Origin of the sequence: Pseudoduganella buxea (genome assembly GCF_009720835.1) — a bacterium.
GTDB lineage: Bacteria > Pseudomonadota > Gammaproteobacteria > Burkholderiales > Burkholderiaceae_D > Rugamonas > Rugamonas buxea.
The window spans coordinates 1-25,233 of sequence record NZ_WNKZ01000020.1; the positions used below are offsets into that span (position 1 = coordinate 1).

Annotated in this window: 28 protein-coding genes; 18 read left to right on the plus strand and 10 right to left on the minus strand. The window is 67.2% G+C overall.

Translation table 11 applies throughout. The features are described 5' to 3' along the window. The coding region (locus GM672_RS09370; protein WP_155470266.1) for a PEP-CTERM sorting domain-containing protein at positions 1–1,777 on the plus strand (1,777 nt) is incomplete at its 5' end. 91 nt (positions 1,778–1,868) lie between these two features. Further along, a complete protein-coding gene (locus GM672_RS09375) occupies positions 1,869–2,198 on the plus strand; it encodes a cupin domain-containing protein (RefSeq protein WP_155470267.1) in 330 nt (109 codons plus the stop codon). Between the two features lie 62 nt (positions 2,199–2,260). On the opposite strand, the gene GM672_RS09380 is transcribed toward GM672_RS09375, so the two are convergent. The 5 genes from GM672_RS09380 to GM672_RS09400 all read right to left on the minus strand — a co-directional run bounded on the left by GM672_RS09380 (position 2,261) and on the right by GM672_RS09400 (position 5,182). Further along, complete coding sequence (locus GM672_RS09380) at positions 2,261–3,313, minus strand: NAD(P)H-dependent glycerol-3-phosphate dehydrogenase (protein ID WP_155470268.1); 1,053 nt, start codon at positions 3,311–3,313, stop codon at positions 2,261–2,263. Position 3,314: 1 nt separating this feature from the next. Continuing rightward, a complete protein-coding gene (locus GM672_RS09385) occupies positions 3,315–3,728 on the minus strand; it encodes an SH3 domain-containing protein (RefSeq protein WP_308807493.1) in 414 nt (137 codons plus the stop codon). A gap of 125 nt (positions 3,729–3,853) precedes the next feature. After that, entirely contained in the window at positions 3,854–4,345 is a 492-nt protein-coding gene (secB, locus tag GM672_RS09390; RefSeq protein ID WP_155470270.1) for a protein-export chaperone SecB, read from the minus strand. Positions 4,346–4,501: 156 nt separating this feature from the next. Then, on the minus strand, positions 4,502–4,762 hold the full coding sequence (gene grxC, locus GM672_RS09395) for a glutaredoxin 3 (RefSeq protein ID WP_155470271.1): 261 nt from the start codon (positions 4,760–4,762) through the stop codon (positions 4,502–4,504). 18 nt (positions 4,763–4,780) lie between these two features. Then, positions 4,781–5,182 carry a rhodanese-like domain-containing protein gene (locus GM672_RS09400; protein ID WP_170299998.1) on the minus strand — a complete coding sequence of 134 codons (402 nt, stop codon included), beginning with the start codon at positions 5,180–5,182 and terminating at the stop codon, positions 4,781–4,783. Positions 5,183–5,318: 136 nt separating this feature from the next. Here GM672_RS09400 and gpmA point away from each other — a divergent pair, with 136 nt between their 5' ends. The 16 genes from gpmA (at position 5,319) to GM672_RS09480 (ending at position 21,074) form a co-directional block, all read left to right on the plus strand. Beyond that, a complete protein-coding gene (gpmA, locus tag GM672_RS09405; protein WP_155470272.1) occupies positions 5,319–6,065 on the plus strand; it encodes a 2,3-diphosphoglycerate-dependent phosphoglycerate mutase in 747 nt (248 codons plus the stop codon). Positions 6,066–6,072: 7 nt separating this feature from the next. Further along, on the plus strand, positions 6,073–7,593 hold the full coding sequence (locus tag GM672_RS09410) for a murein hydrolase activator EnvC family protein (protein ID WP_155470273.1): 1,521 nt from the start codon (positions 6,073–6,075) through the stop codon (positions 7,591–7,593). Positions 7,594–7,641: 48 nt separating this feature from the next. Beyond that, positions 7,642–9,129, plus strand: a complete 1,488-nt coding sequence (locus GM672_RS09415; protein ID WP_155470274.1) for a S41 family peptidase — start codon at positions 7,642–7,644, stop codon at positions 9,127–9,129. Positions 9,130–9,152: 23 nt separating this feature from the next. Then, complete coding sequence (locus tag GM672_RS09420) at positions 9,153–9,905, plus strand: HesA/MoeB/ThiF family protein (RefSeq protein WP_155470323.1); 753 nt, start codon at positions 9,153–9,155, stop codon at positions 9,903–9,905. Between the two features lie 97 nt (positions 9,906–10,002). After that, positions 10,003–10,446 carry a type II secretion system major pseudopilin GspG gene (gene gspG, locus GM672_RS09425; protein ID WP_155470275.1) on the plus strand — a complete coding sequence of 148 codons (444 nt, stop codon included), beginning with the start codon at positions 10,003–10,005 and terminating at the stop codon, positions 10,444–10,446. 5 nt (positions 10,447–10,451) lie between these two features. Further along, on the plus strand, positions 10,452–10,919 hold the full coding sequence (gene gspH, locus GM672_RS09430) for a type II secretion system minor pseudopilin GspH (protein ID WP_155470276.1): 468 nt from the start codon (positions 10,452–10,454) through the stop codon (positions 10,917–10,919). Between the two features lie 2 nt (positions 10,920–10,921). Then, on the plus strand, positions 10,922–11,335 hold the full coding sequence (gene gspI / locus GM672_RS09435) for a type II secretion system minor pseudopilin GspI (protein WP_155470277.1): 414 nt from the start codon (positions 10,922–10,924) through the stop codon (positions 11,333–11,335). Beyond that, positions 11,332–11,985 (plus strand): type II secretion system protein GspJ, encoded by a 654-nt coding sequence (locus tag GM672_RS09440; RefSeq protein ID WP_155470278.1) that lies wholly within the window; start codon positions 11,332–11,334, stop codon positions 11,983–11,985. The genes gspI and GM672_RS09440 overlap by 4 nt, the downstream gene beginning before the upstream one ends. Then, a complete protein-coding gene (gene gspK / locus GM672_RS09445; RefSeq protein ID WP_170299999.1) occupies positions 11,982–13,055 on the plus strand; it encodes a type II secretion system minor pseudopilin GspK in 1,074 nt (357 codons plus the stop codon). Before GM672_RS09440 ends, gspK begins: the two co-directional genes overlap by 4 nt. 19 nt (positions 13,056–13,074) lie before the next feature. Then, a complete protein-coding gene (gspL, locus tag GM672_RS09450; protein WP_155470279.1) occupies positions 13,075–14,307 on the plus strand; it encodes a type II secretion system protein GspL in 1,233 nt (410 codons plus the stop codon). Further along, a complete protein-coding gene (locus tag GM672_RS09455) occupies positions 14,304–14,822 on the plus strand; it encodes a type II secretion system protein M (RefSeq protein WP_155470280.1) in 519 nt (172 codons plus the stop codon). The genes gspL and GM672_RS09455 overlap by 4 nt, the downstream gene beginning before the upstream one ends. Further along, a complete protein-coding gene (gene gspN / locus GM672_RS09460) occupies positions 14,819–15,592 on the plus strand; it encodes a type II secretion system protein N (protein WP_155470281.1) in 774 nt (257 codons plus the stop codon). The genes GM672_RS09455 and gspN overlap by 4 nt, the downstream gene beginning before the upstream one ends. Then, a complete protein-coding gene (gene gspD, locus GM672_RS09465; RefSeq protein ID WP_155470282.1) occupies positions 15,592–17,778 on the plus strand; it encodes a type II secretion system secretin GspD in 2,187 nt (728 codons plus the stop codon). The genes gspN and gspD overlap by 1 nt, the downstream gene beginning before the upstream one ends. Beyond that, positions 17,779–19,197, plus strand: coding sequence for a type II secretion system ATPase GspE (gene gspE / locus GM672_RS09470; RefSeq protein ID WP_155470283.1), 1,419 nt, complete (start codon positions 17,779–17,781; stop codon positions 19,195–19,197). Between the two features lie 16 nt (positions 19,198–19,213). Further along, entirely contained in the window at positions 19,214–20,434 is a 1,221-nt protein-coding gene (gene gspF, locus GM672_RS09475; RefSeq protein WP_155470284.1) for a type II secretion system inner membrane protein GspF, read from the plus strand. 22 nt (positions 20,435–20,456) lie between these two features. Continuing rightward, positions 20,457–21,074 (plus strand): type II secretion system protein N, encoded by a 618-nt coding sequence (locus GM672_RS09480; protein WP_155470285.1) that lies wholly within the window; start codon positions 20,457–20,459, stop codon positions 21,072–21,074. Between the two features lie 78 nt (positions 21,075–21,152). Here GM672_RS09480 and GM672_RS09485 read toward each other — a convergent pair whose 3' ends face one another. From GM672_RS09485 to dksA, 5 genes are all read right to left on the minus strand, one after another. Next, the gene (locus GM672_RS09485) at positions 21,153–21,341 is read right to left on the minus strand and encodes a hypothetical protein (RefSeq protein ID WP_155470286.1); all 189 of its coding nucleotides are present in this window, start codon (positions 21,339–21,341) and stop codon (positions 21,153–21,155) included. An 11-nt stretch (positions 21,342–21,352) separates the two neighbouring features. Beyond that, positions 21,353–22,687, minus strand: a complete 1,335-nt coding sequence (gene hslU / locus GM672_RS09490; protein ID WP_155470325.1) for an ATP-dependent protease ATPase subunit HslU — start codon at positions 22,685–22,687, stop codon at positions 21,353–21,355. A gap of 13 nt (positions 22,688–22,700) precedes the next feature. Next, positions 22,701–23,237, minus strand: coding sequence for an ATP-dependent protease subunit HslV (gene hslV, locus GM672_RS09495; protein ID WP_155470287.1), 537 nt, complete (start codon positions 23,235–23,237; stop codon positions 22,701–22,703). An 85-nt stretch (positions 23,238–23,322) separates the two neighbouring features. After that, positions 23,323–24,639: an STAS domain-containing protein gene (locus GM672_RS09500; protein WP_155470288.1), complete on the minus strand. Its 1,317-nt coding sequence runs from the start codon at positions 24,637–24,639 to the stop codon at positions 23,323–23,325. A gap of 98 nt (positions 24,640–24,737) precedes the next feature. Further along, positions 24,738–25,187: an RNA polymerase-binding protein DksA gene (gene dksA, locus GM672_RS09505; RefSeq protein ID WP_155470289.1), complete on the minus strand. Its 450-nt coding sequence runs from the start codon at positions 25,185–25,187 to the stop codon at positions 24,738–24,740. Positions 25,188–25,233 lie beyond the last annotated feature (46 nt).

The window sequence follows — 25,233 nt, forward strand, 5'->3', positions numbered from 1 at the left end:
GGCCGGCACGGGCACGGCGGCGGCGGGCGCGCTGGGCAAGGCCACGGTCGATGTCACGGCAGCGCAGAACCTGAACGCCACGGCGCAGGCTTCCGGCGGCAATGGCGGCAGCCACCTGTCCGGCAACGGCGCCAAGGGGGGGCAGGGCCAGGCCATCGCCACGGGCACGGGACAGGACTACGTGACCGTCACCGCGACGGGGTCCGGTGGCGGCGGCGGCAGCGGCAGCGGCAGCGGATACCAGGGCGGCGCCGGCGGCGCCGGCACTGCGCTGGCCCGGGGTGTCGGCGGCAGCGAGTCGGTCTCGGTGTCGGCCAACGCCACTGGCGGCACGGGCGGCTATGGGCAGCAAGGCGCCGCCGGCGGCATCGGCGGGCTGGCGGTGCTGGTCGATGCCGTCAGCGGCAGCACCAGCGGCACGCTGTCGTTGACGCAGCAGGCCTTCGGCGGCATCGGCGGCGGCAGTGAAGATGGGGCCGCCGCCACGGGCGGTACCGGCAGCTCGCGCCTGAGCCTGACGGATGGGCAAGCATCCAGCCTGTCCGCCACGGTGGTCGGGCATGGCGGCTCCGGTGGCCAGGGCACCGGTGGCAGCTCGGCCGGTTGGGGCGGCGCCGGCGATGCGGTGCTGAACTTGCGCTCGACGGTGGCGTCCGCGCCCGTGACCGGCAGTACCCATGCCCAGGGCGGCGCCGGCGGCGACAGCGCGGCCGGCGGACACGGCAATGGCGGCGATGCCCGCGCAACGGGCACGGTCGAGGCACTGGGCAGTGCCTACGGCACCGCGTACGCACGCGGCGGCGCCGGCTACCTGGGCCTGGCCGAGGGAGGCCGCGCCGATGCGGTGAGCCGGGCCACGTCCGCCGGCGCCGCCCAGGCCAATGGCGACGCCTATGGCGGCAGCGGCTCGCAACTGGGCGCCGCCTCGGCGCTGGCCGAGGCGCGGGCCGGCAGCGGCAGCAGTCATGCCACCGCCAATGCCGTCGGCCTGCAGGCCGACGCCGTGGCACGGTCCTGGGCCCAGGGGGCTTCCAGCAATTACGCCTACGCCACGGCCACGGGCGACTCCGGTGCGGCGGCCTCGTTCAGCACCTCCACCGGTCCCGCCGACGTGTCGGTGGAAACCCGGGCCGGCGCGCCTACCGGCAGCACGGCCCGTACGGTGACGTCGGCCAATGTGGCAGGCAACAGCTATGGGCTGGCCGGCCCCGGATCAGGCTACCAGGCGCTGTCGTATGCGACCGGCGCGCCCACGGCGGCCACGGTCGACCAGGCCTTGTCCGGCGCGCCAGCGGTGGCTGCCGCGTTCGGCGCCGGGCAGGTGATCGGCATCGGTACCATGGCCAGCGAGTACGGGGCCGATGCCGTCGAGGGCACGGGGTATTCCTATATCTCGGCGGCCAATTTCGTCTTCACGACGGCAGCGAGCGGCAATCTGACGCTCGGGCTGCTCGGCTCGCTGTCCGAAGGGGCAGGCTTCACGGAGCTGGAACTGATCGTGCGCAGCCATGGCGCCGAAGTGTTCTCGGAAACCTTTACCAGCGTGACCGACGCCCAGCTGTTCTTCGACAACCGGGCCCTGGATTTGGGGCTGCTGGCAGCGGGCAGCCAGGACCTGCTGATCTCGGCCGGTTTCACGATGGCCGCGCCGGGCGGTTTCGGCTTCCAGTACGCCATCGGTGTTGCCGCCGTACCGGAGCCGGGTACGTGGCTGCTGCTGCTGGCGGGCCTGACGGTGGTGCTGGTGCGCTGGCAGGGTCGCAAGGCCGTACCCTGAGCGCGCCCGCTTGCGGCGCGGTGCAGCGGCGCGTCATCCCTGGCGCCGTGCTGCTACCATTGCTTATCAATCCACCAACAGGGAGCGTCAGATGGCTTTACAACACGCCACGTCCGGGCAAGTGGTCGCGCTGCGGCCGGCCAATGAAGATGTGTCGCAGTTTTCGTCGATTGCGATTGCCAAGACGGAGGAGCTGGAACTGATCCGGCTCGTGCTGCCGGCTGGCAAGAGCATGCCGGAGCATTCCGTACGGGGGCAGGTTACCCTGGTGTGCCTGTCCGGCGCGATTGCCGTCGAGGCCCACGGCCACACGGCGCTGCTGCGCGATGGCGACATGCTGTACCTGGAAGGTGGCGCGGCCCATTCGCTGCGGGCCGAGCACGATTCGATCGCCCTGCTGACGATCGTGCTGAAGGACTGAAGCAGCAGCGCGGCGCGGCCTGTTTTGCCGCCGATTTTGCCGCGGACCTGGCCGGTGTTTCCTTATTTTGCCGCCATCGCCGACATCGATTCGTCGCGCGGATCGCGCGCCAGTATGCGCGCCACCATGGCCTGCGGCTGGGCGCCGTCGAACAGCACGGCCGCCACGGCATTGCTGATCGGCATCTCGACCCCCAGGCGTGCGGCCAGTTCACGCACGGCCTTGGCGCACGGCACGCCTTCGGCCACATGGCCCAGCTCACCCACGATGGTATCGAGCGCCTTGCCTTGCGCCAAGCCGAGCCCGACACGGCGGTTGCGCGACAGATCGCCCGTGCACGTGAGGATCAGGTCGCCCATGCCCGTCAGGCCCATGAAGGTTTCGACATTGCCGCCCAGGGTCGTGCCCAGGCGTGTCACTTCGGCCAGGCCGCGCGTGATCAGCGCGGCGCGGGCGTTCAGGCCCAGGCCCAGGCCGTCGGCTACGCCGGTGGCAATGGCCATCACGTTCTTTACCGCGCCGCCCACTTCCACGCCCACCACGTCGTCGCTGGAATACACGCGCATATTGCCGCCGTGGACAGTGGACACGACGCAGTCGCGCAGGCTGGCCGACGTGGATGCGATCGTCAGCGCGCACGGCAGGCCGCGCGCCACTTCCTGGGCGAACGACGGGCCGGACAGGGCGCCGCACGCAATCGAGGTGCCCAGCACTTCCTGGAAGATCTGGTGCGGCAGCAGGCCCGTATCGTACTCGAAGCCTTTGCACAGCCAGACCAGGTTGGGAATGGGCCGGCCCTTCAGGCTTTCCAGCAGGGGGCGCAGGCCGGCGACGGGGCAGGCGGCGATCAAGAGGCCCGCTTCGCCTTCGCCGTCGGCATAGGTGTGCTCGACGGCACCATCGAAGCCGGTGCAGACCTGCAGGCCGTCGGGGAAGGGGTAGCCGGGCAGGTAATGGGTGTTCTCGCGCGCGGCAGCCATCTCGTCCATCGCGGCCGTATTGCGGCCCCACAGCAGCACGTCATGGCGGGCCGCCACGGCGATGGCAACGGCCGTGCCCCAGGCGCCGGCGCCCAGCACGCCGATGCGGCGGCGGGTGGTGGTCGTTTCGGCCATGTCAGATACCCCAGATATCGGTGGAACGCACGTAGCCCGTCAGGCCATCGCGGTGACGCACCCGGGTCCAGCCGTTCGCGCCCGGTTCGAGCAGTTCCAGCAGCACGCCCTTGTCGGCCGTGAACACGACGGTGGCGGTGTCTTCCTCGCTGCTGCGTACTTTGACGTTATTGCTGCGCGCGACGACGTTACGCTTGGCCGACAGGCCCCGCAGCGGGGTCCAGGCCGTTTCGCCGCTGGCGTCGCGCACCTTGACCCAGTCGCCATAGGCCAGCACGATTTCCAGCGGGGCGCCGCGGGGCACGATGAACAGCTTGGTGCCCTTGGTCGAGGGCGCGTCATACAGCACGGCGGGCGCCGTGCCGACCGTCTTGAAATCCGCCGCGTGGCCGGCGACAGCGGCCAGCGACAACACGGCTCCGATTATCAAACGGGTAACAGTCATTGCAAAAAACTTTCTCTCAAAATGATCAAAGGCCACGAGGGCCTTTGATTGCGGGACCTGTGCCGATGGCACGGTCCCCGACGCGTCCGGTAAGATTACTGGACGGTATTGGTGCCTTCGGCTGGCGTCGAACCGCCGGCGGCAGCTTGCTGCTCGGCGATGGCCTGCAGGCGCTGCTGGTAGAACACTTCGAAGTTGATCTCGGCCAGGTGCACGGGCGGGAAGCCGGCGCGGGTGATCAGGTCGGCGATGTTGGCGCGCAGGTAGGGGTAGACGATGTTCGGGCAACCGATGCCCAGCAGTGGATCGAGCTGGTCGTTCGGGATGTTGCGCGCTTCAAAGATACCGGCTTGCTTGCCTTCGACCAGGAAAGCGACCTTGTCCTTGACCTTGGCGGTCACGGTGATCGTCACGGTCGATTCGAAGATGCCGTCAGCCAGCGGCGCGGCGCCCACGTCCAGGGCCACTTCGATGGTCGGTGCTTCCTGCTCCAGGAAGATCGCCGGGGAGTTCGGCTGTTCCAGCGACATGTCTTTCAGGTAGACGCGTTGGATTTGGAATACGGGTTGCAGGTTTTCGTCGGACATGGAACGCTTTCAATGAATTTTGGACAAATTATTATCGGGTGCTTGGCCAAGGCTGGACTCCAGCCCAAATCAAACGCGAGGCAATTGTAGCAAAAGAAATATGATTGCGACCCTTTTTGTTCCCCACGCCTGCCTGGGCCGAAGCGGCCGCCTTCGTCAGCCCTTCAGCAAGGGGTCCAGGCCGCCGGCCTGGTCCAGCGCGTACAGGTCATCGAAACCACCGACGTGGGTTTCGCCCACGTAAATCTGCGGCACGGTTCGGCGGCCCGTCTTCTGCATCATCAGCTGGCGCTGGGTGGGATCGAGGTCGACGCGGATCTTGTCGATATTCTTGATGCCCTTGCTTTCCAGCAGGCGTTCGGCGCGAATGCAGTACGGGCAGACGGCGGTGGTGTACATCGTGACGTTGGCGCTCATGGCGATTCCTTCCTTGCGTTATTTGGTGGTCGGCAGCCCTTGGGTCTGCCACGCGTCGATGCCACCGTCGAGGACGACGACATCCGTGAAGCCAGCCTGTTCCAGAATTTTCGCGGCGCCAAAGGCACGGGTCCCCTTTTGGCAGACGACCACGGCCGTCCTGCTCTTGAATTTTTCCAGCTCGCCGGTGCGGCCCTTCAGGTCCTTCAGCGGCATGTTGCGGGCGTCGCGCAGGTGACCGGCGGCGAACGCATCGGCGTCACGAATATCTACAATGGTGGCCTTGCCGCGATTTATCAACTGGGTCACTTGCAGAGGTGACGCTTTTTTACCGCGCTGGACCAGGACCGGCCACAGCAGTGCACCACCGGACAACACGGCGATGCCGACAAGAAAGATATGGTCAAGAATGAATTTCACTGTGCTTCCAATGGTTGAACTGAATCCGCGCATTATAAAATAGATGCTGATTCGTGGCCCCGGCGCTGTTTTGGCACAGTTTTGGCCTTGTGCGCCGCCCTGCATTCCCGCTCCTTAACCCTACTTCGATAGCTCTATGTACAAAATCGTATTCATGCGTCACGGCGAGTCCACCTGGAATCTCGAAAATCGTTTCACCGGCTGGACCGATGTGGACCTGACGGAAAAAGGCGTCAAGGAAGCCAAGAGCGCCGGCGCGGTGCTGAAACAGGAGGGCTATACCTTCGACCTGGCCTACACGTCCGTGCTGAAGCGGGCCATCCGCACCCTGTGGCTGACCCTGGATGAGATGGACCTGATGTACCTGCCGATCAAGCACGACTGGCGCCTGAACGAACGCCACTACGGCGCGCTGCAGGGCCTGGACAAGGGCGAAACGGCCGCCAAGTACGGCGACGCCCAGGTACTGGTCTGGCGCCGCAGCTACGACACGCCGCCGCCGGCGCTGGAAGAAGGCGACGACCGCACCTCGTTCAACGACCCCCGTTATGCCGGCCTGCCGAAGGCGCAGATTCCCCTGACCGAATGCCTGAAGGACACCGTGGCCCGCGTGATGCCGGCCTGGGACGAGGAAATCGCCCCCGCCATCAAGGCCGGCAAGAAAATCCTCATCTCGGCCCACGGCAACAGCCTGCGGGCCCTGATCAAGATGCTGGACGGCATCAGCGACGAGGAAATCGTCGGCCTGAACATCCCGAACGGCCAGCCGCTCGTGTATGAACTGGACGCCGACCTGAAGCCGATCCGCCACTACTACCTGGGCGATGCCGACGCGATCGCCGCTGCCCAGGCCGCGGTCGCCAACCAGGGCAAGGCCAAGTAAGCACTCGATGGCAGTAGACACCACTCGCCGCGGCGCCCGGCTCGCCGCGGCGTTCGCGGCCCTGGCGCTGGCGCTTTGCGTCGGCGCCCAGGCCAAGCCCACCGAACGCAGCAAGCAGAAGGCCAGCGCCGAAGCCCAGCGCGCGGCCCTGCAGCAGAAACTCAATGCCCTGAAGCGCGATATCGGCCAGACCGAAAGCGCCAAGGAAGACGCGGCCGACACGCTGGCCGAGTCGGAAGACGCCATCTCGAAGGCCAACCGGCAATTGCGCGAACTGGCCGAGGAACAGGCCCAGACCAACGACAAGATCGGCCAGCTGTCCGGCCAGCGCGAACGGCTGGCCGCCACCATCGCCACCCAGAAGGCGCAGCTGGCCAAGCTGCTGCGCGAGCAATACGTGGCCGGCAATGAAGACCGCATCAAGCTCCTGCTGTCGGGCGACAACCCGAACCGCATCAACCGCGACCTGCAACTGATGTCGTATGTGTCGCAGGCCCAGGCGCGCCTGATCGAATCGCTGCGCGGCAACCTGGCGGCCGTCGAGGCCAACCAGGCCGAAGCCCAGAACGCGCGCGACGAACTGGAAGAAATCGCCGAGGAAGAGCGCCAGCAGAAGCTGGTGCTGGAACGGGAAAAGGCCAAGCACGCCGCCCTGGTGGCGAACCTGTCGAAAAAACTGGAAGACCAGCGCAAGGAAGTGGGCAAGGTCGAACGCGACGAACAACGCATGGGCGCCCTGGTCGACCGCCTGAACAAACTGATCGAAGAGCAGGCCCGGGCCGCCGCCGCCGAGGCGCGCCGCAAGGAACTGCTGGCTGCCGCGCGCGCCAAGGCCAAGGCCGAAGCGGAGGCACTGGCCAAGGCGAAGGCCGCCAAGGCCGAGCAGGAAAGGCTGGCCCAGGCCCGTGCCAGGGCCGAACGGGAGCGGCTGGCGCGCGAGAACCGCGCCAAGCCGGGGACCGGACCGAAGGAGGCGCAGAAGCCCGAACCGCAGCTGGCGCAGAAGCCCGAGCCGAAGCCCGAGGTCAAGCCGCCGCCGCAAATCGCCCAGCGCGAGCCGGTCAAGCCGGAGCCGCGCGACGAAGGCGCCGCCAAGCCGGCCGACGTGGCGCTGGCTCCGGCCGCGCCCGATGGCGCGTTCGCCAGCCTGAAAGGGCAGATGCGCGCGCCCGTATCGGGCCGCATCGGCGCCAAGTTCGGCAGCAAGCGCGGCGATGGCCCCAGCTGGAAGGGTGTCTTCATCCTGGCCGGCGAAGGCACCGAGGTGCATGCCGTGGCGGGCGGGCGGGTGGTGTTCGCCGACTGGCTGCGCGGCTTCGGCAACCTGATCATCGTCGACCACGGCGGGCAGTACATGAGCATCTACGGCAACAACCAGTCGCTGCTCAGGCGCGCCGGCGAAATCGTCAAGGGTGGCGACGTCATTGCCGCGGCCGGAAACAGCGGCGGCAACGAACAATCGGGTTTATACTTTGAGTTGCGCCACAAGGGCCGGGCCTTCGATCCGGCCGGATGGGTGAAGTTCTAGGAACCTCGGGAACAGCGGGTTCCCGCCGTTCCCTTAAGCGGGAAGAAAATGGGCATTACAGTCAAGAGTATGGGCCTGGTGGGCCTGGGCATGGTGGCCGGCGTGGCCGCCTCCTTCCAGTTTTCGGCCCTGGCGCAGCGCGCCGACGGGCCGCTGCCGCTGGAAGAACTGCGCCAGCTGTCCGATGTATTTGGCCTGATCAAGACCGATTACGTTGAAAGCGTGGACGACAAGAAGCTGGTGCAGGATGCCATCGCCGGCATGGTGTCGTCGCTCGACCCGCATTCCGTCTACCTGGACAAGAAGGCCTTCCGCGAGATGCGCGAGTCCGTGCAGGGCAAGTTCGTCGGCATCGGCATCGAAGTCTCGATGGAGGACGGCTACGTCAAGGTGGTCTCGCCCATCGAGGATTCGCCCGCCTACAAGGCCGGCATCAAGGCCGGCGACCTGATTACCCGCCTCGATGGCGTGCCCCTGAAGGGCCTGTCGCTGGACGATTCGATCAAGAAGATGCGCGGCGAGCCGCGCACGAAGGTGGTGCTGACCCTGTCGCGCAAGGGCGAGGACAAGCCCATCATCGTGCCCATCGTGCGCGAGGAAATCCGCGTGCAGAGCGTCAAGGCCAAGCTGGTCGAGCCGGGCTACGTGTGGCTGCGCATCGCCCAGTTCCAGGAACCGACGGTGGACGACATGGTCAAGAAGCTGACGGCCCTGTATGCCCAGAACCCCGCCATCAAGGGCATCGTGCTGGACCTGCGCAACGACCCGGGCGGCCTGGTGCCAGGCGCCATCGGCGTGTCGGCGGCCTTCCTGCCGAAGGATTCCGTGGTGGTCTCCACCAACGGCCAGCTGGCCGACTCGAAGCAGACCTTCTACGCCCAGCCGGCGTTCTACGCCAGCCGCAACGGCGGCGATCCGCTGGCCAGGCTGCCGGCCGCCGTCAAGACGGTGCCGATGGTGGTGCTGGTCAATGCCGGTTCCGCCTCCGCGTCCGAAATCGTCGCCGGCGCCCTGCAGGACTACAAGCGCGCCATCGTCATGGGCAGCCAGACCTTCGGCAAAGGCTCGGTGCAGACCCTGCGCCAGCTGACGCCGGACACGGCCGTGAAGCTGACCACGGCGCGCTACTACACGCCGAAAGGCCGCGAAATCCAGGCCAAGGGCATCGTGCCGGACGTGGCGGTGGACGAAACGGCCGAAGGCGATGGCCTGAACAGCCTGCGCCTGCGCGAGGCGGACCTGGTCAAGCACCTGGCCAACGGCGACGAGAAGGATGCCAGGCCGGTGCGCCACGACGAGCTGGAAGAAGAGCAGCGCATCCTGGCGCTGGCGAAGAAGCAGAAGCCCGTCGAATTCGGCAGCAAGGACGACTTCCAGCTGGCCCAGGCCCTGAACCACTTCAAGGGCGTGCCCGTGAAGATGGCGCGGGTCGACACGCTTGATGAAAAGCGTGCCGAAGACATCCTGGTCAAGCCTGAAACGAAGAGCGACATCAAGCCCGAGGACAAGAAGGCGCCCGTGTCGAAAGTCAAATGACGGATGGCGCCGTGACCTCGGAGCTGAACGACGAGCGCCTGCTGCGCTACTCGCGCCATATCCTGCTCGATGAAATCGGCATCGAAGGCCAGCAGAAGGTGCTGGCCGCGCGCGTGCTCGTCATCGGTGCGGGCGGCCTGGGTTCGCCCGCCGCGCTGTACCTGGCGGCCGCCGGCGTCGGCCGCCTGACGCTGGTCGATCACGACACCGTCGACCTGACCAACCTGCAGCGCCAGATCGCCCATACGGTGGCGCGGGTGGGGCAGCGCAAGGTCGAATCGGCGCGCACGGCCATTGCCGCCATCAATCCCGACGTGGAAGTGGTCGCGCTGGCCGAACGGGCCGACGCGGCGCGCCTGGCCGAACTGGTGGCCCAGGCCGACGTGGTGCTCGACTGCACGGACAACTTCGCCACGCGCCACGCCGTCAACCGCGCCTGCGTCGCCCACAAGGTGCCGCTGGTGTCGGGCGCTGTGATCCGCTTCGACGGCCAGGTCAGCGTGTTCGACCCGCGCGCGGGCGAGCCCTGTTATTCCTGCCTGTTCCCCGAGGACCAGGCCTTCGAGGACGTGGCCTGTTCCACCATGGGCGTGTTCGCGCCGCTGGTAGGCATTGTCGGCGCCACCCAGGCAGCCGAGGCGCTCAAGCTGGTGATGGGCATCGGTACTTCGCTGGCCGGGCGGCTGCTGCTGCTCGATGGCCTGCGCATGGAGTGGACCAGCATCCGCATCGGCCGCAACGACGCCTGCCCCGTTTGCACCGGTAACAATTCATGACAGGGCGCGGCGCAAATTCACCGTGCTGTTATATTTCCGGCTTATACTGCTGCACTCGCTTTTTGCCCCATAACCTTCCGTCCAACAGTCCCGAACTATGCAAAACGTCTCATACCGGATGCGCCGCGCGCGCGGCTTCACGCTGATCGAAATCATGGTCGTGGTGGTCATCATGGGCGTGCTGGCGGCACTGGTCGTGCCCAAGCTGCTGTCGCGCACCGGCGAGTCGAAAGTGGCCGCCGCCCGCGTCGACATCGCCACCATCATGCAGTCGTTGAAGCTCTACAAGCTCGATAACACGCGCTACCCCACCACGGAACAGGGCCTGCAGGCCTTGCTGACGCGGCCCACGTCCGGCCCCGCCGCGACGGGCTGGAAAGAGGGCGGCTACCTGGAAAAGATGCCGAAGGACCCCTGGGGCGCGCCCTACCAGTTCCTCTCGCCCGGCGTGAAGGGTGAAGTCGACGTATTCTCGCTGGGCGCGGACGGCCAGCCCGGCGGCACCGGCGAGGATGCCGACATCGGTTCCTGGGAAAACTGACCCGGTTGCCGGCCATGCGCCAGCGCGGCTTTACCCTGATCGAGCTGCTGGTGGTGCTGGTCATCATCGGCCTGACCCTCGGCCTCGTGACGATGAACGCGGCGCCCAGCGGACGCCAGGCCATGCAGCAGGAAGCGCAGCGCATCGCGCTGCTGCTGCAGCTGGCGCGCGATGAAGCCATCGTGCGCAACCGGCCCGTCGCCTTCGAGGCCAGCACCGAGAGCTACCGCTTCCTGGTCCGCAATGGCCGCGTATGGGAAGCCTTGCCGGAAGACGACATGCTGCGCGAACGCGAATTCAAGCGCAGCCCCGTGACCCTGCTGCTCGATCCCCCCACGAATATCCCCGGCGCCAACCTGCGCATCGTGTTCGGCCGCGAACCGGTCGACAAGCCCTTCGTGCTGACCCTGGCCAGCGGCGACGTCAGCGCGGCCATCCGCGCCGACGGCATCGGCCACTTCACGGTGGAATAGCGATGCGCCTGTCCACGCCGAACCGTCGCGCCGCGCGCGGTTTTACCTTGCACGAAGCCGCACGCGGCTTCACCTTGCTGGAAGTGCTGGTGGCCCTCGTCATCGTCGGCACGGCGCTGGGCGCCTCGCTGCGCGCCATCGGCAGCCTGACGCAGAACAGCGACGGCCTGAAAAGCACGATGATGGCGACCTGGTCGGCCGAGAACCGTCTCGTGCAGATCCGCCTGGCGAAGATCTTCCCCGCCGTCGGCAAGACCTCGTTCGCCTGCCCCCAGGGCGAGATGGAGCTGATCTGCGAGGAGAACGTCGTCATCTCGCCCAACCCGCGCCTGCGCCGCGTCGAGGTCAGCGTGTTCGAGGCAAGCCGTCCGGAGCGGCGCATCATCAAGCTGGTGCAACTGGTGCTGCGCGAATGAGGCGCCGGCAACCCGGGCAATTTGGGCAAAGCCGGCACCTCGGACGCGGTGCCGGCTTTACCCTGGTCGAGCTGCTGGTGGCCATCACGGTGCTGGCCATCGTCGCCGTGCTGGGGTGGCGCGGCCTGGACAGCATCGTCCGCTCGCGTGCCGCGCTGACGCAGCAGATGGAGCACACGCGCGGCATCCAGCTGGCCTTCGCGCAGATGCAGAGCGACCTGGAACAGCTGGCCGGCCTCGACGTGCTGGGCACGCGCCAGTTCCTCGTGGCCGACAACGCCCGCCTGATCTTCGTGCGCCTGGTCTTCCCCGAGAACGCCGCCACGCAGCTGCAGGTGGTCAGCTACCGCGTGCGCGAAGGCGTGCTGTCGCGGCGCGAATCGGTCAACACGCGCGACCTGACCCAGCTCGACGCGCTGTGGCAGGTGGCCATGGGCGATACCGATACCGAGGAGGGCGTGCCGCTGGTGTCCGGCGTGACGGGCATGGACGTGCGCCTGTGGACCAACGGCGCCTGGGCCGCGCCGAACAACGCCGTCCAGCCGACGGCGCAGACGCCGCAACTGGCGCCCACCGGCCTGGAAATGTCGCTACAACTGCAGGGCCAGCCCAATCCGCTGGTGAAGATCCTGCTGCTGGGGGCCGTGTGAGACCGCCCCGCTTTCGCTTCCACTTCGACGGACGCCAGCGCGGTGTGGCTGTCGTCACGGCCCTGCTGCTGACGACCCTGGCCGTGACGATCGTGGCCAGCCTGTTCTGGCAGCAGCAGGTGCAGGTACGCTCGATGGAGAACCAGCGCCTGCACCTGCAGACGCGCTGGATCCTGCGCGGCGCGCTGGACTGGGCCCGGCTGATCCTGCAGCAGGATGGCCGCGACAACCAGCAGATCACGCGGGCCGACGGCGTCTGGGCCACGCCGCTGGCCGATACGCGGCTGGACGATTACCTGGAACGGGAGCGCCAGAACAATGAAACCTATGACGCCACCATCTCCGGCCAGATTTTCGATGCCCAGGCACGCTACAATCTGGGCAACCTGGCCGATGCCGGCGGCACGGTGGACCCGAAGCAGCTAGAAGTATTCAAGCGCCTGCTGACGTTGCTGCAACTGGACACGGCACCGGCGCAGCGCGTGGCCGATTTGATGGCGCAGGCGCGCAAGGCCAAGGGCAATGTGCCAGGGCAAACCGGCCAGCAGGGGCAAACCGGCCAAGGGCAAGCCGGCCTGCAAGGGCAAGGACAGCAGGGGCAGGGCAGCCAGCAGGGATCTGTTTCGGGCGGGACGGCCCGGCAGGGAACCACATCGTCGGGCAGGGTCGAGCTCGAGCCGCTGCGGGTGGAGGATTTGCTGGCAGTGGCCGGGGTGACCCAGCAGAGCATCGAGCGGCTGCGTGATTTCGTCATCGTGCTGCCCCCCGGCGTGCAGGTCAACGCGAACACGGCCAGCGCCGAAGTGCTGGCATCGCTGGCGCCGAACGTCTCGCTGGCCGACGCGCAGACCTTGATCGCGCAGCGCAAGCGGACGCCCTGGGGACAGGGAAACTCGCTGGCGTACCCGGCCAGCCAGCCTACCGTGGCGACCGTGTACCACAGCGACTACTTCCTGGTACAGAGCCAGGTGCGGCTGGAGCGGGCCGCGCTGGTGACGTGGTCGCTGATCAGGCGCGAAGGGGGCAACACCAATTTTGTCGCAAAGCCGTTATGGATACGGGAACTCTAGTGAAAGAAAGCGAACAGTCTTGACCACTCTTTACATAAGCTATCCGGCACGCGCGGCCAGCGTCGACGGCGCCGCGCAAGGCTGCGGCTACGCGCTGGTGGGCGACGGCGGCAATGTCATGCAGCAGGGCGCGGGCGCCCTGGCGCGGATGGCCGATCTGGTGGCGTCCGCGCGCAAGGTCGTGCTGCTGCTGTCGGCGGCCGACGTGACCTTGCTGCGCGTGGCCGTGCCGCCCCTGTCGGGCGCGCGGCTGAAGGCGGCCTTGCCGAACCTGGTGGAAGAGCAGGTGCTGGGCGACCCGTCCGAGTGCGTCATGGCCATCGGTCCGGTCCAGGCGGGCACGCCCGAGCGTACCGTGGCCGTCGTCCAGCGCGCGTGGCTGGAAGTGCTGGTGCGGGCCCTGGTGGCGCAAGGCGCCCGTTCCGTGTCCGTGCTGCCCGGCCAACTGTGCCTGCCGCTCGCCCCCGGCGGCGTGTCGGCCGCGCTGGTGCACGACGAAGCGGGGCTGGAACTGACCTTGCGCGCCGGCCAGTACGAAGGCATGGGCCTGAGCCTGCCGGCGCAGGCCGACAGCGCGCTGCACACCTTGCGCGCGCTGGCCGGTGAGGCGCCTGTCACTCTGTACCTGCCGCCCGCGCAGCGCGCGCAGTACGAGCCGCTGGTGGCGGACCTGCCCGGCATCGTACTGGAAGAAGACAACTGGGTGCACCGCGTCGCCGCTGCCCGCGCCGTGCAGCTGGACCTGGCTGCCGGCCTGGGTGCCGCCAGCGGTGCCCAGGCGCGCGAATGGCGCCGTTGGCGCTGGCCGCTGCGCATCGCCCTGCTGGCGGTGCTGGTCAATATCGCGGGCCTCAATATCGAGTGGCTGCGCATGAAGCGCGAAGCGGACGCCGTGCGCCAGTCGATGGTGCAGATCTTCCGCGCCGCCTACCCGAACGAGAAGGTGATCCTCGACCCGGCCGCGCAGATGCGCCGCAATATCGCTGCCGCCAAGGTGGCCGGCGGCGACCAGGCCGGCGACGAATTCACCGCGCTGGCCGCGGCGCTGGGCGAAGCCCTGCAAACGCTGCCGCGCCGCGACGTGGTGGCAGGCCTGGCATACCGCGATGGCGTGCTGACCGTGAAGCTCAAGGCCGGTGGCGTCGAGGCGGCTGGGCTGGCCCAGGTGCAGGCGCAACTGGCGCCGCGCAAGCTGACCTTGAAGGAAACCGGCGCCGGCACCTGGGAACTGCGCGCGGGAGGCGCCTCATGAGCAAATTGAACGATATCTTCAAGGACGGCCGCGCCACCGCGGCGGCCTTCTGGGGCGAGCGCACCGAGCAGGAAAGGCGCTTCCTCGCCGTGGGCGGCATCGTCGTCGCGCTGGGCCTCGTATACGGCCTGCTGGTCGATCCGGCCCTGACGGGACGTGACAAGCTGCGCAAGGAGCTGCCGGTGCTGCGCCAGGAAGCGGCCGAGCTGCAGGCACTGGCCAGCCAGGTCGCGCAACTGTCGGCGCAGCCGCCGGCCCCCAGCGCACCGCTGTCGCGCGACGCCCTCAATGCGGCCCTGACCGCCCAGGGCCTGGTGCCGCAGAATCTCGTCATGACGGGCGAATACATCAAGGTCGAATTCAAGGGGGTGCCGTTTGCGGCGCTGGTGACGTGGCTCGACGCCGCCCGGCGCGAGAACCGCGTCGTCGTGCAGGACGGCACCATCAGCGGGCAGGATACGGCCGGCATGGTGGACGCGGCGCTGACCCTGCGCCAGGCGGCGGGCAGCCGATGAGGCGCGCATTCGCCTGGCTGCTCGCCATCGTCGTCACAGCCGTGCTGACGGTACTGGTATTTTTCCCGGCGGCCTGGGTGGCCGCGCTGGTGGAACGGCAGACGGCTGGCCGCATCACCCTGGGCGACCCGCAAGGCACGCTGTGGCGCGGTTCGGCCTTCGTCGGTGGCGCCGCGGGACGCAACGATGCCGTCACGCCGCTGCTGCCGGGGCGCTTCACGTGGAAGCTGTCGCCGCTGTCGCTGCTGGGCAGCGTACGGATGGAATTGTCCAATCCGCAGGCGCTGACGCAGCCCGTGCAGTTCACGGGTTCCTGGCGCCAGTGGCAACTGAGCCCCGCCGCGCTGATGCTGCCGGCCGACGGCCTGTCCGGCCTGGGCGCGCCCTTGAATACCCTGGGCCTGGCAGGCCGCCTGCAACTGTCGTGGACGTCGCTGCAGCTGGCGCTGGTCGAGCGCAATGTCGCCATCGAAGGCGTGACGACCCTGCAGATGCAGGATGTGTCGTCGCGCCTGACGCCGATCCGCCCGCTGGGCAGCTACCAGCTGGCGCTGGACTGGCGCGGCCAGCAGGCCGGCGTCAATTTGAGCACGACGAAAGGGCCCCTGCTGTTGTCCGGCACGGGCCAGCTGCAAGGGGGCCGCCTGCAATTTTCCGGGCAGGCCGAAGCGGCAACGGGATACCAGGATACGCTGGGCAATCTGCTCAACCTGCTGGGCCAGCGCCGCATGGTCGGCGGTAAAAACATCATCGCTTTAGAGTTCAGATAATGAAAAAACAGTTTGCAAGCAAGACCCACCTTCCGGCGCACAAGCGCTTCAGTGCTGCCGCGCTGCTGTGCTGCATGCTGTCCTCCGCCGTGGCCCCGGCCTGGTCCGCGCCCCGCACGGAAGGCGACGTGGCGGCGCTGAACTTCGTCGGCGCCGATATCGAAGCGGTCATCAAGGCGGTCGGCCACTACACCAACATCACCTTCCTGATCGACCCGCGCGTGAAGGGCACGATCACCCTCGTGTCGGAGCAGTCGATCAGCAAGTCGCAGGCTTTTGCGCTGTTGACGTCGGCCCTGCGGCTGCAGGGCTATGCCATCGTCAGCGGCGACGGCTTCGCCAAGGTGGTGCCGGAAGCGGAAGCGAAGCTGCAGGCCACGCCCACCGTGATCGGCAAGCAGGTCGCGCCGAAGGGCGACCAGGTCGCCACGCAGGTATTCCACCTGGCGCACGAATCGGCCGCCAACCTGGTGACGGTGCTGCGCCCGCTGATCTCGACCAACAACACCATCAACGCCAACCCGGGCAACAACACGCTCGTCATCACGGACTATGCGGACAACCTGAAGCGGCTGGCCAAGATCGTCGCCGCGCTCGACGCGCCGGCCGCCACCGACATGGACGTGATCCCCGTGCGCCACGCCATTGCCAGCGACCTGGCGTCGATGATCAACAAGCTGATGGAGCCGGGCAGCGGCGGCGACGGCGGCGGCAAGGTCAGCGTGCTGGCCGATCCCCGCACCAACGCGCTGGTACTGCGCGCGCCATCGCTGGCGCGCGCCAACCTGGCCAAGTCGCTGATCGCCAAGCTGGACCAGCCGACCAAGGAGCTGGGCAATGTCCACGTGGTCTACCTGAAGAACGCCGAGGCCACCAAGCTGGCCGAGACCTTGCGCGCCGTGATGTCCGGCGAGGCGCCGCCCAGCCAGGGTGCCAACAGCGGCAATGCGCTGGGCAACAACCAGGCAACGATGCAGACGGGTGCCAACAACACCATCGGCCAGAGCGGCATGTCGGGCAATACCGGCCCGACCAACCCGGCCCTGAGCGCCAACCGCACCGGCACGCAGACGGGCACCAGCGGCGGCGGCTACATCCAGGCCGATGCCTCCACCAACACCCTGATCATCACGGCGCCGGAAGCGATCTACCGCAACCTGCGCGCCGTCATCGACCAGCTCGACGTGCGCCGCGCCCAGGTGTACATCGAGGCGCTGATCGTCGAGATCAGTGCCGACAAGGCGGCCGAATTCGGCGTGCAGTGGGTCGGCGCCTCGGGCGACGGCAACAGCACCTACCGCGTCGGCGGCCTGCAGTCCTTCTCCAACGGCGGTAATAACCTGGTCAATATCTACAACGGCACGGCGCCCAGCAACGGCCTGTCGATCGGCATCTTCAAGCAGCTGGCCGGCGGCAAGCTGGGCCTGGGCGCACTGGCCCACGTGCTGGAAACGAATGCCAACGGCAACGTGCTGTCGACGCCGAACATGATCACGCTGGACAACGAGGTGGCGACGATTCGGGTCGGCCAGAACGTGCCGATCCTGACGGGCCAGTTCACCACCACGTCCGGCACCAACACCAACCCGTTCCAGACCATCGACCGCAAGGACGTGGGCCTGACCCTGAAGGTCAAGCCGCAGATTTCCGAAGGCGGCACCATCAAGCTGGCGATCTACAACGAATCCTCCAGCGTGGCTGCGGCATCGGTCGACGCCACCGCGGGCATTACGCTCAATACGCGCGTCATCGAGAACAACGTGATCGCCGACGACGGCCAGATCATCGTGCTCGGCGGCCTGATCGAGGACAAGGCCAGCGACAGCGTCGAGCGCGTGCCAGGCCTGGCCTCGTTGCCGGTGCTGGGCAACCTGTTCAAGTACAACAAGCGCAGCCGCACCAAAACCAACCTGATGGTGTTCCTGCGCCCCGTCGTCATCCGCAACATGGAACAGAGCATCAGCCTGGCCACGGACCGCTACGATTACATGCGCTCGGCCGGCGCGACCCTGACGCCGAACGAGGCCGTCCTCGTCAAGCAGCTGGGCAATCCGATGCTGCCGCCGCTGGTGAACGGCACGCCGGCCAGCGAGGATGGCACCCTGGCCCGGCCCGTGCCGCCGGCACCCGTACCGGCACGTTCGCCCGGCGCGGCAGAGCCGGTGCCACGGGATGGGAAGCAGTAAATGAACAACCTGTTGCCTTACGCCTTTGCACGCGACCACCTGGTGCTGGCCGGTACCGGCGAGCGTGACGACACCGTACGCGTGCTCGTATCGAACGCCACCACGCCGGCCGCCATCGCCGAGGTGTCGCGCCGCTTCGGGCGCATCGAGCTGACGGCCATGCCGCGCGCGGAACTGGAAGCGGCCATCGCGTCGGCCTATGCCGGCAGCGGCGGCGACGCTTCGCAGGTGGCCGACGAATTCGATGCGGACCTGGACCTGACCAAGCTGCTGCAGGACGTGCCGGCCATCGAGGACCTGCTGGAGTCGTCCGACGATGCGCCCGTGATCCGCATGATCAACGCGCTCCTGACGCAGGCGTTGCGCGACGGCGCGTCCGACATCCACATCGAGCCGTTCGAGCAGATTTCCGTCGTGCGCTTTCGCATCGACGGCGCGCTGCGCGACATCGTCAGGCCGAGGAAAGCCATCCACGGCTCGCTGATCTCGCGCATCAAGATCATGGCGCAGCTCGACATCGCCGAGAAGCGCCTGCCGCAGGATGGCCGCATCACGCTGCGCGTGGGTGGCAAGCCGGTCGACGTGCGCGTGTCGACCCTGCCGACGGGCCATGGCGAGCGTGCCGTGCTGCGCTTGCTGGACAAGGAAGCGGGCCGCCTCGATTTGCAGCACCTGGGTATGAGCGGGCCGATGCTGGCATCCATGAACGGCCTGCTGGCCCAGCCCCACGGCATCGTCCTGGTGACGGGGCCGACCGGCTCGGGCAAGACCACCACGCTGTATGCCGCACTGTCGCTGCTGAACTCCACCACCACCAATATCCTGACGGTGGAAGACCCGATCGAGTACGACCTGGCCGGCGTCGGCCAGACCCAGGTCAACGCGCGCATCGACATGACGTTCGCCAAGGCGCTGCGGGCCATCCTGCGGCAGGACCCGGACGTCATCATGATCGGCGAGATCCGCGACCTGGAGACGGCGCAGATCGCCGTGCAGGCTTCGCTGACGGGCCACCTGGTGCTGGCGACCCTGCATACCAACGATTCCGCCTCCGCCGTCACGCGCCTGCTCGACATGGGCATCGAGCCCTTCCTGCTGTCGTCGTCGCTGTTGGGCGTGCTGGCGCAGCGCCTGGTGCGCAAGCTGTGCCCCGTTTGCAAGACGCATGACGGCAAGGCCTGGCAGGCTGTGGGCTGCGAGCAGTGCGGCCACACGGGCTACCAGGGCCGGGTCGGCATCTACGAGCTGCTGCAGACGACGGACCGCATCCGCGCCCAGATCCACGAGCGCGCCTCCGAAGCGGAAATCCGCAACACGGCGCTGGGCGACGGCATGCTGACCATGCGCGACGACGGCGAACGGTGGCTGGCCGACGGCACCACCACGCTGGCCGAGCTGTTGCGCGTGGCGAAGGACTGATATGGGAGTCGTTTAAATGCCGGCGTTTCGTTATGAGGCGGTCGACGCGGGCGGCGCCACGAAGAAGGGCGTCGTCAATGCCGACAGCGCCCGTTCGGCCCGGGCCGACCTGCGCGGCAAGGGCCTGGTGCCGCTGAAGGTCGATGCCATCTCGGCCCAGGTGGATGCCAGCGGCAAGAGCACGCGGCGCGGCTTCGGCGAGCGCCTGTCGACGACGGAGCTGGCGCTGTTCACGCGCCAGCTGGCCAGCCTGCTGGAAGCGGGGCTGCCGCTGGAACAGGCCTTCACGGCATTGCTGGAACAGGCCGAGCGCCCGTATGTTCGCGACCTGATCGCGTCGATCCGTTCCGAAGTGATCGGCGGCGCGGCGCTATCCGACGTGCTGGGGCGCCATCCGCGCGACTTCGCCGAGATCTACCGGGCACTGGTGGCCTCGGGCGAGCAGATCGGCCAGCTCTCGCGCGTGCTGTCGCGCCTGGCTGACTATATCGAGCGGCGCAATGCCCTGGTACAGAAGGTCAAGCTGGCCTTCACCTACCCGGCCATCGTCACGGTGGTGGCATTCTCCATCGTCATTTTCCTGCTGACGTACGTGGTGCCGCAGATCGTCTCCGTGTTCGCCAATACGAAGCAGAAGCTGCCGGCGCTGACCGTCATCATGCTGGCCGTGTCGGACTTCGTGCGCCACTACGGCATCGTCGTGCTGGTGCTGCTGATCGGCGCCTGGGTCATGTGGCGCAAGGCGCTGCAGAACATCGCCCTGAAGACGCGCTGGCATACGTGGCTGCTGACGGCGCCCCTGTACGGCAAGTTCGAGCGCAGCCTGAACACGTCGCGCTTTGCCAGCACGCTGGCCATCACGACCGGCTCGGGCGTGCCAATCCTGCGTGCGCTGGAGACGAGCAGGGATACGCTGTCGAACGTGGCCATGCGCCAGCTGGTGGAGGAAGCCAGCGACGCCGTGCGCGAAGGCGTCAGCCTGGCGCGGGCGCTGTCGGCGCAGAAGCACTTCCCGCCGATGCTGATCCATATGATCCGTGCCGGCGAGATCACGGGCGAGCTGCCGGCCATGCTGGAACGGGCCGCTAGCGCGCAGGAAGCGGACCTGGAGCGCCGCACCCTGACCATCGCCGGTCTGCTGGAACCGGCGCTGATCCTGGCGATGGGCGTGGTGGTGCTGCTGATCGTGCTGGCCGTGCTGATGCCGATTATCGAAATTAATCAGCTGGTGCGCTGAGCGCCGTTGAACTGGAACCGAGATGAACCGCTTGCCATTCATGAGTACCGTCGCCGCCGTCGTGGCGCTGACGGCATCGACGGCCTACTGGGCCCTGCAGCTGTATAAGCCGGAGCAGCGCCCCATTGCCGCCGTGGCCGTGCAGGACACGCCGCCGGCGCTGGTCGATGCGGCGCGCGGCCTGTTCGGCGGCGAAACGGCCGCCGCCGCCGTCAGTTCCTACAAGCTGGTGGGTGTCGTCGCCTCCCGCAATGGCCGCGACAGCGTGGCCATCGTCGCCGCCAACGGCGATGCGCCGAAGGCCTATCCGGTGGGCGCCGAGGTGGCCGCCGGCGTGACGGTGAAGGAAGTGCATGCCCGCCATGTGATCCTGCTGGAAAGCGGCGTGTCGAAGCGGCTCGACCTGCCGTCCGACGCGGGTGCATCGACGACGACGGCCGCCGCGCTGCCGGATGTCAACCGGGGCGCGGCACCGCCGCAGATGCCGCAGCCGATGCCACAACAACAAGCGCCGCAGTCACCGGCCCCGCCGCCATCGGCCACGCCGCTGGTGACGCCGCCACCAGGCACGCCCATCGGCCAGCCCGGCCAGCCGGCACCCGTACAAACCGCCCCGGCACAGCGCACCACCACGCAATAATTGCCAAAAAAATGGGGACAGACCCCATTTTCCAAGCAATAGTTGCTCGAAAAATGGGGTCTGTCCCCATTTAATCCGTCAGTCTTCCGGTTTCAGCTTGGCTTTGGCGATGGTGCGCCGGGCGGCTTGCCGCTCGGCCGACTTGCTCTTTTCGTGCGGGCCGGCGGCGCGGGCCTTGGCCAGCGCCGCGAAAGGATTGCGCGGCTTGGCCGACGGCTCGACGCGCAGGCGCATCTTCTGCCGTGTGGCCAGGGCCTTGTTCGCCATGCCCGCCTCCCTTACAGCACGTAGCGCGACAGGTCTTCGTTGACCGCCAGCGCATCGAGACGTTGATTGACGTAGGCCGCATCGAGCACGATGGTTTTCTCGGTGCGGTCGGCCGCGTCGAAGGAGATTTCCTCCAACAGCTTTTCCATCACCGTGTACAAGCGCCGCGCGCCGATGTTCTCGGTGCGTTCGTTGACCTGGTGCGCGATCTCGGCCAGGCGCGTGATGCCGCTCGGGTCGAACTGCAGGGTCAGGCCTTCCGTCGCCAGCAGCGCTTCGTACTGGCGCGTCAGGCAGGCGTCCGTGCTCGTCAGGATGCGCTCGAAGTCGGCGATCGACAGCGATTCGAGTTCCACGCGGATGGGGAAGCGGCCCTGCAGCTCGGGAATCAGGTCGGACGGCTTGGCCAGGTGGAAGGCGCCGGAGGCGATGAACAGGATGTGGTCCGTCTTGATCATGCCGTACTTGGTGTTGACGGTGGTGCCTTCCACCAGCGGCAGCAGGTCGCGCTGCACGCCGGCGCGCGACACGTCGGCATTGCCCGCTTCCTGGCGCGAGGCGATCTTGTCGATCTCGTCGAGGAACACGATGCCGTTCTGCTCCACGTTCTGGATGGCCTTCTGCTTCATCTCGTCTTCGTTGACCAATTTCGCCGCTTCCTCGTCGACGAGGAACTTCATCGCTTCGCGGATCTTGACCTTGCGCGCCTTCTTGCGCCCACCGCCGACGCCGGAGAACATGGACTTGATCTGCTCTGTCATTTCCTCCATGCCCGGTGGCGCCATGATTTCCATCTGCGGGCTGGGCTCGGCCAGTTCGATCTCGATTTCCTTGTCGTCCAGCTCGCCCATGCGCAGGCGCTTGCGGAAGGTCTGGCGGGTGCCGTCCGATGCCGCCGGCTCGGACTGGGCGTCGCGGAAGCCGAAGTCGCGCGGCGGCGGCACCAGGATGTCGAGCACGCGGTCTTCGGCCGCATCCTCGGCGCGGGTGCGCACCTTGGCCATCTCGGCCTGGCGGGTCTGCTTGACGCCGATGTCGATCAGGTCGCGGATGATGGTGTCGACGTCGCGGCCGACATAGCCCACCTCGGTGAACTTGGTCGCCTCGATCTTGATGAAGGGTGCATCGGCCAGCTTGGCCAGGCGGCGCGCGATTTCCGTCTTGCCCACGCCCGTCGGCCCGATCATCAGGATGTTCTTCGGCGTGATTTCGTGGCGCAGCGGTTCTTCTACCTGCTGGCGGCGCCAGCGGTTGCGCAAGGCGATGGCGACGGCGCGCTTGGCCTTGCCCTGGCCGACCACGTGCTTGTCGAGTTCACCGACGATTTCCTGCGGCGTCATGTTCATATGGTTCATGGGATCAGTCCAGGGTTTCGATGATGTGGGAGAGGTTGGTGTAGATGCACAGCTCGCCGGCGATCGTCAGCGATTTCTTGACGATGTCGGCTGGTGCCAGTTCCGTGTTCTCGAACAGGGCCTTGGCGGCCGATTGGGCATACACGCCGCCCGAGCCGATGGCGCCGATGCCGTCTTCCGGTTCCAGCACGTCGCCATTGCCCGTGATGATCAGGGTCGTTTCGGCGTCAGCCACCAGCAGCATCGCTTCCAGGCGGCGCAGCACGCGGTCGGTGCGCCAGTCCTTGGCCATCTCGACGGACGCGCGCAGCAGGTTGCCCTGGTGCTTTTCCAGCTTGCCTTCGAAGCGGTCGAGCAGGGTGAACGCATCGGCGGTGCCGCCGGCAAAACCGCACAGGACCTTGCCCTGGTACAGCTTGCGCACCTTGCGTGCGGAGCCCTTCATGACGATATTGCCCAGCGTAACCTGACCATCGCCGCCCAGCGCGACTTGCTTGCCGCGCCGCACGCTCAGGATGGTCGTGCCGTGAAATTGTTCCATAGTTGCCTCAAGTAAATGATGTGCTGACGAACACACCACATTGGGGCCGGCTGCAAAGTTTGCAAGCCTGCCGGCGTGGCTGGAATCAGTAGCGGTGCGGCAGCAGGCGAACCGCGTCGCCCGCGCCCAGCAGGCGCAGCAACGCCGCCACCAGGTGGTTCAGTTCGCGCAATTCGATATGCCGGCGCTTGCCTTCCTCCAGCGGCGGCAGCGCCCGCAGGGCGGCCAGCAACTGGCCGGCCGCCGTCATGTCGCTGCGCGCCAGGTGCGAACAGTCCAGCACCAGTACGCCGGCCTCCTCCGCATGGGCGCGCACGGCCTCAAGCAGGGGAGCAATGTCGCCCTCGATGCTGTGCGGCAGCATGAAGCGGTCGGCCGCCGGTGCGCTGGCCTGGCGTGGCGTACTGACGACATTGCCGGGCGCGACGAAGGAAGGCGGCGACAGTTCGAAGGTCACGCAGTAATCCATGCTGCTTTCCTCGAATTCCTTCTCGCGGTTCAGCAATCGCAGCAGTTCGAGCAGCAGCAGCCACGGCGCCTCGCCTTCGTCGCGCCGGCCGACGTCGACGGTGGCGCGGATCTGACCCAGCAGTTCATCCGCGCCAGCGAGGATCAGTTCGCGCCCGGGCGGCACGGCCCGCAGTGCCTCCAGCAGCAGCGCGCACCCTTCCGGCGCGACGGCGTGGACGCGGCTGAAGTCGATGCGCAGCGCGGCGGCCGTGGCACTGCGCAACTGGGCCACCGGCAAGGCCGCCGAAGCGTCGAGCACACCCGTGAACTGGACCGTGGGCGTGACGCCGCTACGCTCCCCCGCCGGCGGCGGGTTCCACGGCGGCGGCGATGTTTCGAAGGTGCTGGCGTAGTCGATCGACAGGTCGTCGAAGGCTTCCTGCCGGCCCAGCACCTGGTACAGGTCGAACAGCATCCACCACACGGTGCGGTCGCGTGCACCAGCCGGCAGCGCGGCATCGGCCACGGCGGCGCTCAGCAGTTCGCCGGCCGCATCGACATCGCCATTGGCGTACAGCAGCGCCACTTCCTCGACGACAGGGGCGTTCTCGGCGGCCGCGGCTTCGGCCGGCAACTCGTCCTCGTCCATCAGTTCCGTGGCGGGGTCGTTCGCCAGCGGCATGGTGGGTGGGGCATTGCTCGGCGTAGAGGCCGGCGGCACGGGGCGGGGCGGGCGGCGGAAGGCCGGCTCGGGTTCGTTGAAGATGTCGGCCGCCATGGCGGCCTCGATGGCATCGATCTTCAGCACGGTGGCGCGGGCAATATCGCGCTGCTGGTCGGTCTGGGCGCGCTGGCGTTGCAGTTCGCTGTTGGCGGACAGGCGGGCCAGCACCTCGTCTTCGTCGACGATGTCGGTTGGCCTGGCTTTCTTGAAACGCGAGAACAGTCCCATTGCGCTAGTGTAGCGTAAGGCCTCCGGGCAGACGCCGTCCGGCAGGCGGCCACAAAAAAAGCATGCCGTGGCATGCTTTTCCTGTGAGGCCGGTGCGCTTAGTCGCCGTACAGCTTCTGCTTCAGCTCGCGGCGCTGTTGCGCCTCCAGCGACAGGGTGGCGGTCGGGCGCGCGATCAGGCGTGGAATGCCGATCGGCTCGCCCGTTTCCTCGCACCAGCCGTAGTCGTTGTTGTCGATGGCGGCAATCGATTGCTGCACTTTTTTCAGCAGCTTGCGTTCGCGGTCGCGCGTGCGCAGTTCCAGCGCGTGCTCTTCCTCGATGGTGGCGCGGTCGGCGGGGTCGGGGACCAGCACGGTTTCGCGCAGGTGTTCCGTGGTTTCGCCGGCGTTTTTCAGCAGTTCTTTTTCCAGGGCCTGCAACTTGGCCTTGAAGAATGCCATCTGAGCGGGGTTCATGTAGTCCTTTTCGCTCATCGCCAGAATTTCTTCTTCGGTGAGCAATGGAGCTTCTGCAGCCGCGGGGGACGATTTATTTGTTTTGGTCATGACTTCGCTTACCTTCGATACGACAGAGTTTTCAAATCCAGCCAGT